The organism is Aeoliella fuhlenseeensis (assembly GCF_052161615.1).
GTDB lineage: Bacteria > Planctomycetota > Planctomycetia > Pirellulales > Lacipirellulaceae > Aeoliella.
Genome location: NZ_CP197417.1, coordinates 1,393,005 through 1,409,300 on the forward strand (window position 1 = coordinate 1,393,005; position 16,296 = coordinate 1,409,300).

The 16,296-nt window shown below is 57.3% G+C and carries 4 protein-coding genes; 3 read left to right on the forward strand and 1 reads right to left on the reverse strand.

What is annotated here, in order from left to right:
• Positions 1–163: 163 nt before the first annotated feature.
• The 3 genes from SH292x_RS05430 to SH292x_RS05440 all read left to right on the forward strand — a co-directional run bounded on the left by SH292x_RS05430 (position 164) and on the right by SH292x_RS05440 (position 13,832).
• The gene (locus tag SH292x_RS05430) at positions 164–886 is read left to right on the forward strand and encodes a PEP-CTERM sorting domain-containing protein (RefSeq protein WP_442484569.1); all 723 of its coding nucleotides are present in this window, start codon (positions 164–166) and stop codon (positions 884–886) included.
• A gap of 1 nt (position 887) precedes the next feature.
• Complete coding sequence (locus tag SH292x_RS05435; protein ID WP_442484570.1) at positions 888–1,919, forward strand: TIGR03032 family protein; 1,032 nt, start codon at positions 888–890, stop codon at positions 1,917–1,919.
• Between the two features lie 135 nt (positions 1,920–2,054).
• Positions 2,055–13,832: an FG-GAP-like repeat-containing protein gene (locus tag SH292x_RS05440; RefSeq protein WP_442484571.1), complete on the forward strand. Its 11,778-nt coding sequence runs from the start codon at positions 2,055–2,057 to the stop codon at positions 13,830–13,832.
• Positions 13,833–13,923: 91 nt separating this feature from the next.
• On the opposite strand, the gene SH292x_RS05445 is transcribed toward SH292x_RS05440, so the two are convergent.
• Complete coding sequence (locus tag SH292x_RS05445) at positions 13,924–16,257, reverse strand: glycoside hydrolase family 95 protein (RefSeq protein WP_442484572.1); 2,334 nt, start codon at positions 16,255–16,257, stop codon at positions 13,924–13,926.
• Between the last annotated feature and the right edge of the window lie 39 nt (positions 16,258–16,296).

Genomic DNA, 16,296 nt, shown 5'->3' on the forward strand with positions numbered 1-16,296 from the left:
AGATCGGCCCATTGCTCTACGCTTGATTAAGCAAGTGCAGATTTGCTTTCCACACGAGCGGTCGGGTACGATACAGGCCTCGATTCATCGCGAGTGTGAAATTGCCTCTGTGCGTTTAGCTGTCTCCTAACCCTGCCGGACTCCTACCACTTGAAGAGCACCTATGCATCATCCAAAAGTGAGTTTAGTTCTCGCGCTATTAAGTACGATCGGTGCGAACTCGCTGGGCCTGGAACTACCCGTCGCCAGCAGTGTCTATCAGGATGCCTCGCTTGCTCAACTTACTCTAGGAAACACGCTGCAGTCCCCAGACGGATTGTTCACCTTCGACAACTTCAGCGCCAGCGGTTCTTCGTTGCCGGGCATTAGCAACCTCAGGATCGCGGCGCACTCGGATGGGACGACGGCGTGGCTCACGTACACGGTTCCGACGAATCACCGCGTGCTCACCGATTCCGAGTCGATTGATCTCGCTATTGAGTTCTCGGCAAGCCATTCGGATCCCTTAGTCGAGCTTTCCACGGTGTCGCTCGATGCCCAGGGCGCTACCTTTGGTACGGCGGGGTCGGGCGTTGTGCAGGTGACATCACGCGTGTTCGACGGCAGTGCTGAGCTCGCCGCGATTACGGTGGGTGACTACGCGGGACCTCTCGACGATCTTTACCAGGACACCCCAGTGCAGGGCGCTAATCGTTGGGACGTGCACTTGGCGATTGCCGCCAGCCCAGGACCAGATTCGGGCTCGGCTGCGGTACTGTCCGACTTTCAGCTCTCCTTCGGCACTGTCAGAGTTCCCGAGCCCACTTCCATTGCACTAATTGTGGTGGGCACGGCATGCCTGGCGGGGGCGACACGATTCGCAAGACGTCGAGCTGGTGCTGCGTAATATGGAATCTTTTCGCGTCTCCTCTTCTCGGCACCTTGTCAGTTGGCTGAACGAGAACCGAACGTCGATCGCGTTCACGACCTACCAAGCCGGGAGGTTGTTTTTTATTGGCACCAATGCTAGCGGCGAGCTTTCCGCTTTCGAGCGAGCCTTTCCGCGTTGCATGGGGCTGTGGACCGATGGTCAGACGATTTGGTTGAGTTCTACCTACCAGATTTGGAGGCTGGAGAACTCACTTGGCGAAGGCGAAACCGCTGACGGTTACGACCGCTGTTTTGTTCCCCGTGTCGGTTACGTGACTGGCGACTTGGATGTACACGATCTTGTCGGCCGGGGCGATGAAGCCTTGTTTGTAAACTCGCTTCACAGTTGTCTCGCCACGACCAGTCATCGGTTTAGCTTTCATCCCGTGTGGCAGCCATCTTGGATCTCCGCATTGGTGCCCGAGGATCGGTGTCATCTGAACGGCTTAGCCATGCGAGACGGCCAACCTGGATTTGTTACCGCCTGTAGTCAGTCGGATGCCGTTGAAAGTTGGAGGGGCCACCGCGAGCACGGCGGCGTCGTAGTAGACATCCAAGATAACACCGTGGTAGGCGAAGGTCTTTCCATGCCCCACTCGCCGCGGTGGCATGGAAATCGGATCTGGGTGTTGAACTCAGGCTCCGGATTTCTGGGGTTTGTGGATCTAAAAACCGGAGCCTTCGAGGAGGTGTGCTTCTGCCCTGGATTCTCACGAGGTCTTGCCTTTGTGGGCAAGTACGCCATTGTGGGGCTGAGTGAGTGCCGGAAGGAACGAACGTTCGATGGTCTTGAGCTCGATCGAAGCTTAGAACGGCGAAAAACGGCACCCTTCTGTGGCTTGCTGGTCATCGACACCGAAGCGGGTAACATCGAGCACTGGCTTCGGATCGAGGGAGTCGTGCACGAGCTTTATGATGTGGTGGCCGTCCCGGGTGCGAAGAGGCCAAAGGCACTTGGATTCAAAACAGACGAGATCTCTCGCCATATCAGCATGGCGGAAAACCAGTAGTGGGGCCCGGCTGTTAGCGGTGCCAAAAATTTTCGCCCAAGTTTCATGTCCTGTGGGCGATTGAGATCGCCTATACTGCCTGCTCTTTATTCTGCGATAGTACCAGACTTAATACACCCGACCGGGCGCAATGCTATGGGATGGAAGCCTCGAAGCGGCAAGGCATCAAGATCGCACCTTAATCGGCACAACCGTCGCCAAAGTGCCGGCCGGAGCAGAAGTCTGACGTTCGAGCTACTGGAAGGCCGACGTGTACTGGCCGGCCTGTTTCCTGGAGTAGGTGGCACGGGCCAGTTTGTTCAGACTGCTCAATTCGCAGGTCAACTCAATCTCGATGATATCGCGCTGGGCGATATCGATGGCGACGGCGACATCGACGCGATCGCCGAGGGGAGAAACAACTCCCCTGCAACGCTCTACAGAAACAACGGCAAGGGTAGTTTCACTGCGGCGGGTACCTACCAGTTTAACAACTCCGGGAGTACCAGTTTCACAAACTATCGCGTGGAGTTGGGCGATCTGGATGGCGATGGCGATTTGGACGTGGTCGGGTCGGGCCGCTTCGGCGCTCGAGTGTGGAAGAACACGGGGTCTGGATTTACCAACACGAATCAAAACCTTGGTCAAGAAAGGAATCGAACCGTTGAGCTCGGGGACCTAGACGGCGATGGTGACCTCGATCTGCTGCTAGGTGCAGGGCTGTTCTACAATAATGGCAGCGGAGTCTTTACCGCGGCCGTAGTCCCGTCATTCCAGCCCAGTAGTCTGACTTACGCCCAAATTGTTGATCTGGACGATGATGGCGACAAGGACATCGTCACCGGTAGTAGCACCCAAGGACAAATATGGCTGCGAGATGGCAGCGGGTATGTCTTGCGAGACACTCTTGAATGGAGTGATGCGAGTCCCCGGGAGTTTGCGGTCGGCGATATCACCAACGATGGCAACCTCGACATAGCACTGACAACCAGTAGCAAACCTTCCGCCTATTGGGTCAGCGATGGGACGGGCAAGTTCGCCAAGTCCGCGGTTGAGGTCGACGTCGTAGGAGCTTACGTGAGATTACACGATTTCGATGGCGACGCCGATCTAGATATCCTGACCTCACAGCGACTGCTGCTGAACAACGGGTCGGGCGGATTCGTCGCGTCGCCAGACATTCTAACTCAGACGATTGACGAGATGGATGTCGCGGATCTGGATGGCGACGGAGACTTGGATGTGTTTGCCGACGGAGCGTCGCAGCCGGTAGCTTGGTTAAACTCGGATACCAAGGTCCAGGTGCGCGTGGTGGGTGTGCCAGCCAGTGAGTGGGTAGCGCCAAGCGACAACCTTGTTTACGAGGTCGTCGTCGAGAACAACAGCAACTGGCAAGTCAGTTCATTAAAGGTAGCCGGCATGCTCGGAGGTCCCGCAGTGGGGCTGACGTTGCTGAGCGTCACGGCATCCCCTGGAGCCACTCATACGCTGACCCCGGGTGCGATCGCAGACGACTTGCAGGACACGCTTACCCTGCCGGGCAACTCCAGCGTAGTCTATCGGCTCGCCACCTCCGTGCTGGCGATGGACCATCCTGAGCTGGAGCTGGGCGATTTCGTAACGTTAACGATCGACGTCAAATCCAATGGTACGCAGACCATCGGTAACGCCTCGCAACACGTTGCCATCGACAAACGGCAACTGTTGCTCGATACCCCAACGCTCGGTAGCCGATTGGTCGACTCATCTCGACGCCTGGGGGACGGGCCTACCCGCGATGTTGCATTGGGCGATCTCGACGGCGACGGCGACTTGGACGCCTTTGTCTCGCCGGGAAGTAAGAACAATCAGATTTGGCTGAACGACGGCACGGGCCTATTTCACGACTCCGAGCAAAGGTTGAGCACCGATCCTCACCCAGATTATGGTGATGGCAATCGTGGTGCAGTTGCCCTTGGTGATGTGGATGGTGATGGTGATTTGGATGCAGTTGTTTCGGCCGGCTATCGAAGTCGACTCTGGCTGAACGATGGCTCTGGCAATTTCACCGTATCCTTAGTGCGCTTTAATGTTACCGCGGACCAGTATGAGCCAGGTGGCAGTGTCGTGCTGCTCGAGGACTTCGACAACAACGGCACTCTAGACGTTGCGTTGCTTGACGCCTCGCGTCAGTCTCGCATGTGGTTCGGTGCAGGCGATGGAACGTTCAACCGTTACACAAACATCAATTTAGGCAGACATGCTTCCGCAGAAGCGGCCGATGTGGATGGGGATGGTGATATCGACATCGTGGGCGACGAGGTAGTGCTCTTAAATAATGGCGCAGGTGTGTTTGACGACAGCGGCCGGGGTTCGTTCGAAAACTTCGTCCAACTAGGAGACCTTGATGGCGACGGGGATGTCGATTTTCTGGACAGTAACGCGTCGGGGCGGACGACAGTTCGCCTCAATGATGGAACCGGAAACTTCAGCACCATTGCTGGCTACCTCGAAAGTGGAACCGCCGGACTTCGAGATGTTCAAGTCGCAGATTTTGATGGCGATGGCGACCTTGACGTTTTCCAGATTCATCGGAATGGAAAGGACCGGCTGTGGCTGAATAACGGACTTGCCACATTCACGGATAGTAAGCAAAGCTTCCCGCTTTCCGCGGGGGAACGTGGAGCAACCGGCGATCTTGACGGTGATGGCGATGTCGATTTGCTGATTGGCAACTTTTTCGGCGCTAATCGAGTCTTCGTGAACGCTTCGCTCCCCGAACTAGTCGACCTATCCGTTGAGCGAACACCATTGCCGCTGCATGTGCAGGAGGGCGAGCTACTCACGTACTCGGTTACCGTCTCGAATCCAACTCGCAGCGATGTGACGGGCGTCAACTTCAGCGAAATGCTTACCAAGAACTTGGTCGACGCCGTGCTGGTGGCCATCGATACCTTGGGCGGCGCAGTAAGCGTCGCCGCTACCGGCAGCTTCGGGTCGAGACTAAACGATACGCTCACATTGCCTGCCGTTTCGACCGTCACCTATCACTTCACGGCGCGCGTCGCACCGTCAGGGACACCCTTCCATTCCGCGAAACAAACGGCCGTTGCCTCGTCGGAAGCCAAGCTACCTATCGGATGGCTCGATCCCCAGTTACTGAATAATAGCGCAAGCTCGTCGATGGCCGTCGACCTGGCAGCCACGGGAGGTTCGGCGGCTTTCAATAATGTGTTTGCAACCGGTAGTCCGGCTCCACTCAATGTGGAAGGGGTGGCACTCGGCGACTTGAACGGCGATGGAGTGTTGGACGCCGTGATCGCGGTTAGGTACGGGAATACGAACTTCCCAAATCAGCAGGACGCTGTCTGGTTGGGCAATGGAGACGGGACATTCAAGGTCAATGCCCAGGCACTTTCCCAGCTTGATGCCACCGTTGGAGTTGCGCTTGCTGACATGGATGCCGACGGGGACTTGGACGCTGTCTTCATTACGGCCAAGCCTGCTCTCCGCGTTTGGCTCAATGATGGCAGCGGCCACTTGGTCGATTCGCTCAACATTCCGCTGGCTGGTGGAGCCAGCTCACTTGCCGTCAGCGATTTGAACGGCGACGGAAACGTAGACGTCTTCGTGGCCGGGGTTTCCCGCACCGAGTCCGTTTGGATGAATGATGGCGTTGGCAATCTGTCGTCGACAGGGCAATCGCTATCGTTGGGAGGAATGGTAGAACTTGGCGATCTGGACGGCGATGGGGATATGGATGGCGTTCTGGGCGACCAGGTAATTTTCAACGACGGCCATGGGATTTTCACTGCCGTTCGTGGTGCGAACGTCGCGGGCAATATCGAGCTGAGAGACTTTGACGCCGATGGCGATCTGGACTTCGTAGTTGCAAACAATGGGGGCGTCCGCCTGTGGTTGAACGATGGCCGTGGAACGTTTAAAGACTCTGGTCAATTCATGGCGGCCAATCATGTGCGGGATCTGGCTGCCGCCGACTTTGATGGTGACGGCGACATCGACTTTGTAGCGGCCTGCGTTACTGCCTTTGGCGACCGCAATCGGGTATTTGTGAACGACGGAACAGGGGTGTTCTCGTTGTCCACGGTAGAGTACGGCGACGACAACACTACATTCGTCGTGGCCGGCGACCTGAATAACGATGGAGCCATAGATTTTCTAGAGCTTAACTCCGACTACAACGAGAGCCACCGCGTCTGGCTGAATGCGTCGCTCGACATCGCGGTACGCATCGACGAAGTACCTTCCAGCAGCAAGTTCCGTTCGGGCGATACGATTCGGTACCTTGTGACCGCGGAGAATCTGACCAGCACGGCAGTGGTCGATGCCAAGCTTCTTGCGAAACTGACAGGATTCGATCAGATCGAGCTTCTTTCCATTACCCGCTCGCCCGGTGCGACGTCGTCACACTCAGTGGGTGCTCTAGGGGCAGTGCTGGACGACACGCTCAACTTACCTGCTGGTGGTAGCGTAGTTTATGAGATCGAAGTGCGGGTGGCGGCCAATGCTGGAAACGATGTACCGTTCGGCCTTGTCGCGCATCTCACCCCGCCCGAAGGCCTGCTTGACGGGGATCTTTCCAACAACTCGGCCACGGAACTGAATCGGCTCGAACTGGCTTCGACGGGCGGGACCGGGTTGCTGCAAGTGTCGCCGCAAGTCTTTCCGAATGCCGAATCGATGTCCATTGCCATGGGCGACCTGGACGGCGATGGCGATCTGGATGCCTACATCGGAGTGGACAATCTTTCGCCGTCCATCGTGTTGCTCAATAACGGTGACGGAACGTTCGCCCAAGGTGTGACTCCTCCCGACCGAGGGTACGCTCGGAACGTTCTACTTGGCGATCTGGACGGCGATGGGGACCTCGATGCCGTAGCGGGTCATGTGCTGCTGAATAACGGAGCGGGCGTCTTCACCCGCCATGCGAGTTCGCTTCCTGGAGACAACTCCATCCCATTCGGTGCGCTGGCCGATGTGGATGGCGACGGCGACCTCGATCTGGTCCCCGACTGGGGGTATGGCAGCATTCTGCTCAACGATGGCACCGGTCGATTCTCTGTAGGCGTGCAGGTGGGGTCATCGCGCGCGGTGAATGTGGCCCCCGGTGATATCGATGGGGATGGCGATATCGACTTGGTGTATGGGTACGTTCTGTTCGTGAATCGTGGCGATGGTTTCTTCGAGAGGGTCAACTTAGATCCGTCGGAGGATTACGCCCGAGTTGCGTTGGGCGACGTGGATCATGACGATGATCTCGACATCGTCTACTCCTTCAGTTCTACCACCTGGATCTTGCTGAACGATGGTCTTGGACGGTTCAGCCAAAGCGGGCAATCGCTAGGCAACCTTGCCGCGTCCGACGTGTCCGTGGCCGACTTCAATAGCGATGGCCACATCGACATTCTGCTCGATGGGCGCGAACTGTGGTTGAACGATGGATCGGGCGTATTCAGCAACTCCGGGCAATCGCTGAGAACGTTCGAGACCCGCGCCAGCGCCGTTGGCGATTTGGATGGGGATGGCGATATCGACGCGTTCTTCGTCGGCGGGGAGTATACTTCGGGGGGTGTTCCCAACGAGGTATGGCTCAACGGATCGGGCAGCGACTTCGTCGATCTATCCGTGAGTAACTCCTCACCCTCCAGCACCGTCGTGCAGGGGCAAACCACTAGCTACACCCTTACCATCACGAACAACGGGCCCGCGCCCGTCGTCGGTGCGGCGTTGCTCAACCGCTTCTCTCGGAACTTGACCAATGTGCATATCGTATCGGCGTCCCCGACTGGAGGTGCTAGCGCGAATTTCGGGTTGATCTCGGCGAATGGCTATCGACTCGACGGGACCCTCAATCTGCCGGTTGGCAGTAGTTTCACTTTTCAGTTCGAGGCCCTTGTAGCGGCGGCGGGAACCGCGTACGAATCTGCCGACACAGTTGTGTGGAGCACGGCGTCGATCACGACCCCCGTGGGCGTGGAAGAACTGACGCCGATCGACAACCTGTTGGCGGATAGCGATCTGGTCAGGCTGACAACCACGGGGGGCAATGCCACCTTTGCCCAACTTGGAGACAGCTTCGGCAACACCCGTGCGGTGGGGGATGTTGCCTTAGGAGACATCGATGGAGATGGCGACCTCGATATGTTCATCGGAAATCGGGACCGACAACCCGATACCGTGTGGTGGAACGATGGGCGCGGCAACTTTGTTGATTCCGGCCAGCGACTTGGAAATGACGACACGGAGGGAGTTGTCTTAGTCGATCTCGATGGCGACGGCGACCTGGATGCAGTGGCCAACACGGCCGCTTGGCGGAACAACGGTGAAGGCATATTCGAGGCCATCCCGGGCAATCAGTCGGGGCGAGGAACATCGCAGACAGTCGCCGCAGATCTGAACGGCGACGGCTCGCCGGACCTTATCACTTACGGATTAGTACTATTCAACGACGGGCAAGGCAAGCTTACTTACACCAATCAGGAGCTTCCGTATCGAGTGACGTTAGGGGACGTCGATGGCGACGGCGACCTGGACCTCATCGGCCGCGACAACACCAACGAACTATGGCTAAACGATGGACGCGGCCAGTTCACCTTCGCGCGATCGTTTACCGCAGATGGGAACAACTACCATGGCATTCCCAACCTCGTCGACCTCGACGGAGATGGCGATCTAGACGCCTTCTTCTCCGGCGCGCAGCGTCCCGTGTGGATCAATGACGGACTGGGGGGATTTACTCGTCATGCCCAATCGCTCACTGTATCTAGCGCTCAGCAGGTGCAGTTCGCCGATATCGATAACGACGGAGATCTGGACGCCCTGTTTGCGGTGGGGGGCAACGTACCGAACACCATTTACTTGAATGATGGAAATGCCAACTTTGTACTCGCCAGTGCCACGCTTGGCTCCAGTTGGGCCAACTCCCTCGCACTTGGCGACTTGGATTCGGATGGCGACATCGATGCTGTCGTGGTCAACTACTCCGACCAAGGCGTCGCCATATGGTTCAATCTCGATTCGCCGCGCGCCTACGACCTGAAGGTAGATTCGACCTCCGATCGCACGTCGGTTGCGCCGGGCGAAACCGTCACGTACTTCGTCACCGTGCGTAACGATGGTCCTCGCGGCGTATTCGGGGCGAAGGTCAGCGATTGCTATTCAGGGCCTGTGGCGTCGGCAAAGCTAGTGAGTATCGAAGCCTCGCCGGGAAGTTCTTCTTCCCTGAACTTGGGCACGCTGACCGGTGGCTTTGTCGACACCGTCGACTTGCAGGTTGGCGCGTCGATTACTTACAGAATCGAACTTACCGCCGCATCGTATCTCTCCGATCACGGAATGTCGGAAGCGATCATCAGCAATGGCATTCGTGTTTCCACCCAGCTAGGCGAGGGCACCGATCTGGAGCCCGCGAACAATTCCGCGGTGGATGCCGACGTCCGCGTCGTGGCGGCCCCCATCGGCACCGGCCACTTCACACCAAGCGGGCACGAGTTCGGTGTAAACGCGTACGCGCAAACCAAGGTCGCAGACCTCAATGGCGACGGGCATCTGGACGTACTGATTCTGCATCGAGATACGGCATCGACGGTGTGGTTTGGTGCGCACGGCGACTTCGTCGCGTCGGAACAGGTGCTTGGGTTTGGCTACAACACGGGTGGCGTGCTCGGCGACTTAGATAACGATGGAGATTTGGATCTGCTGCTGTTCGTCTCCAGCAACTCGTCGCATGACGACGAGAGTGTCATCTGGCTCAACGATGGCTCAGGTCACTTTCTGCCTCAAGGGCCGATGGGTCGATCGTTCAGGTCGCAGCTGTTTGCATTGGGAGATATGGACGGCGATGGCGATTTAGATGCCGTGTCGACTGACGGTGTGTGGACGAACAATGGCCAAGCGCAATTCAGCCCGACGGCGTTCTCTGTACCAACAAACAACTCCACGCATATCGACCTTGGAGACATTGATGGCGATGGAGATCTCGATGCTATTTTAAGCGGCGGACCAACAAGGGTCTGGACAAACAACGGCCTCGGTCAATTCTCGGAAAGTGTTCAGTCCCTCGAGACTTTCTGGACCAACAGCACCCTGGGGGACATTGATGATGATGGCGACCTTGATGTTCTTGTAGGCCGCGCTGTGCTCGCCAACGACGGTAGGGGCAAGTTCTCAACCCGCCAAGACCTTCTAGCGGCAGGGATTGCTTCGAGCAATGTGATCGACTCTCAGTTACTCGACTTGGATGGCGATGGAGACTTGGATGCGTTGATTATCGATCGCGCCGGTAGCCGCGCGTGGTTTAATGACGGTACCGGTCGATTCGTCACCAATCACCAAGTGTTAGCGATGGCATCCGTGGGCTCCGCAGCATTCGGCGACTTGGACAGCGATGGAGACATCGACTTTATTACCAGCTCGGAGACGGAACCTACGCGCCTATGGCGTCATGTCGATGCGTCCGAAATTGCGGACGTGTCGGTCGTGAAGACGGCACCGCCCGACCTCTATCGTGGCGAACTCATCACTTATCGAATTGAACTCCGCAATGATGGAACGGGCGATACACGGGCTACGTTCGTCGATCACTACGACCCATTGCTTAAGAACCTGAAACTCAAGGCAATCGCACTGACGGGGGGTGCCACAACGGGCTTGCAGTTAGGAGCCATTAGCTCTCTCTTGCAAGAGGTGGTCTTCTTGCCCGCCGGCTCATCCATCGTGTTAGAGGTCACCGCGGAGACGCCCCCGAGCCTCGGCCCCGGCATGGTTGCAAACATGAAGCTTTCGAGCGGCGCAACCATCGCTCCCATCGACAGCTTGCTTGACACCAATCCAACCAACCAACATTCGGTGGCTCTAACCATCGCCCAGCTTCCAAGTGTCCCGAACAGCGGTATTCTGCAGAATACAGGTCAGCAGCACGGAGCCACTCAAGTCGGCGGCGTTGAGTTGGGCGATCTGGATGGCGACGGTGATCTCGACGCGTTTGTGGCTAATCGCGAAGGAGCGAATCAAGTCTTGATCAACGATGGGCGCGGATGGTTTACACCCACCAGCCAAGTATTTGACGAAGGGCTGTCAAGCACTGATGTCGCACTGGGCGATTTCGATGGCGACGGCGACTTGGATGCCTTCATTACCACTCAGCAGAACTCTCAGCGATTGTTTTGGAACGACGGCACCGGAAAGTTCGTTGACAGTCAGCAGTCTTTTGGAAACAGCTACGGTATTGAAGCACTGACGGTCGATATCGATGGCGATGGCGATCTCGATGTGGCCGTCAATGTCTGGTCGGGTGACGGTTGGCGTGTTTGGCTGAACGACGGTCTCGGTAATCTGTCCACGCAGTCGTTCACGCTCACGTCGTCACGCTGGCGTGGTGCCAACCTTGGAGAGCTCAACGGCGACGGAGTGCCCGACGCCTTCGTTGCTTGGGTCCGCGACGATCGTACCGTCTACCTCGGAGCCGAGCCTGGCAAGGCATTGGTGAAGGGCTCGCAGTACGACGAAGTTTTGGATAACGTCGACTATTCGCTGAAGCCAATCTTCTACGGCGATGTTGATCGCGACGGTGACCTCGACGTGTTCTCCGTCAGCGAGAACGTGAATCGATGGTGGATAAATGACGGCCTCGCAAACTTTACCCCGGGACCAAGTCTAGTCTCCCCCATGGGAGCCGGCGGCGCCGTCGGCGATATCGATGGCGATGGGATTGTCGACGCCCTAGTCGCTGGTCGAAATGGGACAAGCCAATCCTACCTCAGCGGTTCTCCCACGCAGGTGCTGGCAACAGGCGTAGTTTGGGACGTGGCGCTCGGTGATTTGGACGGCGACGGCGACTTAGACGCCGTGTTTGCCGCTGAGTTGGGAACGCAGGTGTGGCTTAATTCCGAGCCCACCGATCTGACCGTCGAAACCCGTTCTACGCCCAATGCGGCGGTTGGCCAGCCTTCGACTTACGTGGTAACCGTTCGCAATGACGGTCCTTCCGATGCGTACCAAGCCATCGTGACCACGAACTTGCCGCTCGTGGCCACGGATTTGCAACTGTTAGAGGTGCACAGTTCAGACGGGGCTGCGGTTCTGAAGTCGTTCGAGGGTCCGGCCAGCGCCTACCAGTCCGTCGTAGATCTCCCCGCTGGCAGCTCGCTGCGATTTGTATTCAGTGCGATGCCTGGCACGTCCGATTTTCTTCGCGGAGCCTCCGACGCGTCGCTCACTTGGCGTTCCAGCGTTCAGCCGAGCATTTCAGCACTCGACATTGATGGATCGAACAATCAAGACTACTCCGTACAAAAACTTGAGCCCAAGGCAGTCGTTGGTGGAGCCCAGTTCACCCCGAGCGACGCGACTTTCTATTCCGGCATAGGGACCGACGTGAAGTTCGCCGACTTCGATTCCGATGGACGTGTCGACATCATTCTTTCGTACCGTTTCGAAGGAACAAAGATATTCTTCCAGAGTGCGACAGGAGCTTTCAACCAACGGCGAAATACCAACACCGCCAACTTTGACACTTTTGCCATTGCCGTGGGCAATGTCGATGGCGATCAGCACGTCGAATCAGTGTTAGGGAATCGATTGGAAACGACGAGGCTAGTGCAAAGCTCGGCCAGTGGAACTTCGCTTATCCAGCTGGCCTACAACGGGAACACCAGGACCAGGGACCTACTGCTGGCTGACGTAAACGGCGACGGGTTTCAGGACATTATCGAGCTGAACGTCGGCGAGCCCAGCCGAGTGCTGATTGGCTCGGGCAGCGGTACCCTTCAACGAACCAGCACCTTCGCTTTCCCAACCTCTCTCGTTCGAGCCGGAGTGGGTGACTTCGATGGCGATGGCGATCTTGATCTCTACCTGGCGTGTGGCGATGGTAGTTCTGACCAGCTGTGGTGGGGAGATGGAACGGGCAACTTCGTCGACTCTGGGCAACGCCTTGGAGTTGGTAGAAGCACCGACGTCGCGATTGGTGATATCGACGGAGATGGAAGTCTGGATGCCGTCGTTAGCTCGGATACATCGCCCAATACCATCTTCTTGAACGACGGGTATGGCCGCCTCGTCGCAAGCTGGCAGACCGCCACAGCAGGTGGTGCAGGTGCCGTGGCACTAGCCGACTTTGACGCCGATGGCGATCTGGACATCGTCCTTGCTTCGAGCGGTAACCTAGCTTCGCGAGTGCTATTCAACGATCATGGATCGTTCACTCAATACTTGCCACTGAACGGAGGTTATCAGAGCACAGGAGTTGCCGTTGGTGACATCAATGGCGACGGAACCGTCGACATCGTCTTTGCTGGTATTGCTCAATCAAAAAGCCAGCTCTGGCTCAATCAAGATCCGCGTGGCTTTGGTGACTACGATCGAAATGGAGTCACGGACGCAGCGGACTATTCGATATGGAAGCTCCAGTTTGGCGCTACCGGTCAAGGATTGAGCGCCGATGGAAATGGCGACGGGCGCGTTAACCTCGCCGATTTCTCCGTATGGCGCGATCAGCTCGGTACCAGTCGTACGCTCATGGAGTCGCTTGCGGGCATCGACTTGACCGTTGCCCAACTTAATGTCGCACCGTTGGTCGATCGTTTAGTAGGCGACGCCGAGCCCGTTCCCACTGGCTCGCTGCCGTCGGTCGAGATCGGCGCCTCGGAAAAGCTGCCATCGAGCATCCGCCCGAGCTTCCCCGTAACGACTGGACTGGCAACCCTCGCGAAATCTGACTCCGTGATCCGGGAGGAGTCGCCTATTGAACGCATCAAAGTTGCTGTCGATCTAGCTCTCGAAAGCCTCGATGACGCAGGCTACCGCGAAGTCGCTAGAAAAAGGGTCGCTGAGAGTTCCGCCCCCAAGAAAAGTCGTGATACCGTTAACAGCGATGAGGCCTTTGACTTAAAACTCCATGCACTTGGGCAGCAATTACGTCGATGGCGACGTTAATAGAACAAATGGCCCTCGTGAAGTAGCGCGGGCAATAGATCGGCGGTGGCGGTTCTCGTGCGACGTCCGAATCCTTGGATTCTGGCGGGGACTAGTGCGCTCGATTTAGCTGCCCGTCGAGCGTTACCATTTCTTTTGCAGGCAGCGACATTTTCGCTTCGCGATCGGTGTTTCGGATGGAGAGGGACTGCGTTTGATCGGTCGTCGAATGGATGGTCGCGGAAACCAGTTTGCTGTCTTTCCAGGCGATATCAATTTCGATTCCTCCGCGTACGCGTAAACCGGTGACGCTGCCATTAGCCAATGCGGACGGGAGTGCCGGCAAGAGTTCGATTTCGCCGGGGCGAGTTTGGAACAGCATCTCCGTGATTCCCGCGGCGCCGCCGAAGTTGCCATCGATTTGAAAGGGAGGATGTGCGTCGAACATGTTCGGGTAGGTGAGTTCGGGCGTGATGAGGTTCTGCAGGATTGAGTAAGCGCGATCGCCATCGCCGAGGTGAGTCCATAGGCAGATACGCCACGCGGTGGCCCAACCGGTGGAGCGATCGCCGCGCATCTCTAGCGACTTCTTCACGGCATCGGCAAGATCTGGTGTGCTGCGTCGAGAGATGTCGCGTCCCGGGAACAGTCCATAAAGGTGCGATACATGGCGATGATGTCGATCGCCGACCTGCATGTCCCAGTCGTCCTTCCATTCTTGAAGCTGACCTGCCGCACCGACTTGGTTGGGAAGTAACCGTGCCCGCGTTTCAGCAAGCTCTTCGCGAAACTCGGGGTCGACACCCAATAGCTCAGCTGCCTTGATGGTGTTCGCGAACAGGTCTCGCAGAATCTGCATATCCATTGTTGGACCTGCGCTGATTGCAGAGCCTTGGGGATGAACGAGCTCGGGCGAGATTGACGGGTTGGTAACGAGCCACTTACCGGTCGCGTCCGGTTGTAACGTATCGATGAAGAACAGACACGAACCTTTCAGAAGGGGGTAGATTCGTTCGAGCACTTTTGGATCGCCGCTGAACTCGTAACGATCCCACAGATGAAGACAAAGCCAGGCGCCGCCGGTCGGCCACATGCCCCAATTGGGTCCGTCGATCGGGGCGGTTGCTCGCCAGAGGTCGGTGTTGTGATGCGTCACCCATCCGCGGGCTCCGTACATTTCCTTGGCGGTTCGACCGCCTGTCACGCTAAGGTCCTCAACCATCGCGATGAGTGGCTCCACGCACTCGGCGAGATTGCCCGACTCGGCGGGCCAGTAGTTCATCTCGGTATTGATGTTGATCGTGTACTTACTTTGCCACGGAGGATTGGTGCTGGCGTTCCAAATGCCTTGCAACGTCGCAGGCTGCGAACCAGGTCGCGAGCACGAAATGAGCAAGTAACGTCCAAACTGATAGTAGAGTGCAACCAACTGAGGATCATCGCCGGTCGCGAAACGCTCGATACGAACGTTGGTGGGCTGCTCGATGGCTTCCGTTTGTCCAAGCTCGAGGCGGACGCGGCGAAAGAGCGATTGATAGTCGGCGAGGTGAGCATCGACGAGCTGGTCGTAACTCATTGCCGAGGCCGACTCGATAACTTCCTTGGTGATCGCGACAGGATCTCCGCTTGTGTCCTCAAAGTTCTTGTAGTTCGTCGCGGCGGAGATCAGTAGCAGGACGGAGTCGGCACCTTCGATGGCGATGGCGTCCGGAGTTGCCGATGCGTTACCCCCGTCGGCAATGACCTTAATCCGCGTTTGGCAGCGAACCACTCCCATTATTCCCCCGGAGTTGCCTCCGCCAACGTCAAGAAGCAAGGTGTCGTTTCCTTCGGTCGAAACAGCGAAGGCTTCCATAGGCGAGTTGGCCCCGACATGAAAGGAAAGGCTCCCGGGCTTGCTGGCGGTCAGACACATAACGATCACCTTGTCGGGTGCGCTAGCGAACACTTCGCGAGTGAATCGAACTCCATCCGACACGAAACTGACAGTGGTCATTGCGCGATCGAGATCGAGGTCACGGCGATAGTCGGTGAACTCGGCGTCCGGAAAGGTCAACTGCAAGTCGCCAATCGTTTGATAAGGCATTTGCCCTCGTGGGATGGCGATGACGTCGCTGTCGACCAGCTTTTCGGCCGCTTTGAATTTGCCCTCGTTCACCAGTCGCCGAATCTCGGGCAGCGCCTGCTTGGCCTTAGGATTCACCGGGTTGTAGGGACCGCCTGCCCAGAGCGTGCACTCGTTGAGTTGCAGTCGCTCCTTGGTTGGGTGTCCGAACACCATGGCACCGAGACGCCCATTGCCGATGGGAAGCGCCTCTTCCCATCGCTCGGCTGGGCGATCGTACCAAAGTACGTACTCTCCAGTTTCAGAGCTGAGGGCCTGCGGAGCGGACCAAGAGCACAGCAGAAAAGTAAGAAGTGCCGCAACGTACCGAAGGACAAGCATGACGAGGTTCCTGTTGCACGGAAGTCGAAGAGCCACGGC

Excerpts from the sequence above, each read along its gene's own strand:
- SH292x_RS05430 (WP_442484569.1), top strand. The coding sequence starts at position 164 with ATGCATCATCCAAAAGTGAGTTTAGTTCTCGCGCTATTAAGTACGATC.
- SH292x_RS05435 (WP_442484570.1), top strand. The coding sequence starts at position 888 with ATGGAATCTTTTCGCGTCTCCTCTTCTCGGCACCTTGTCAGTTGGCTG.
- SH292x_RS05440 (WP_442484571.1), top strand. The coding sequence starts at position 2,055 with ATGGGATGGAAGCCTCGAAGCGGCAAGGCATCAAGATCGCACCTTAAT.
- SH292x_RS05445 (WP_442484572.1), bottom strand. The coding sequence starts at position 16,257 with ATGCTTGTCCTTCGGTACGTTGCGGCACTTCTTACTTTTCTGCTGTGC.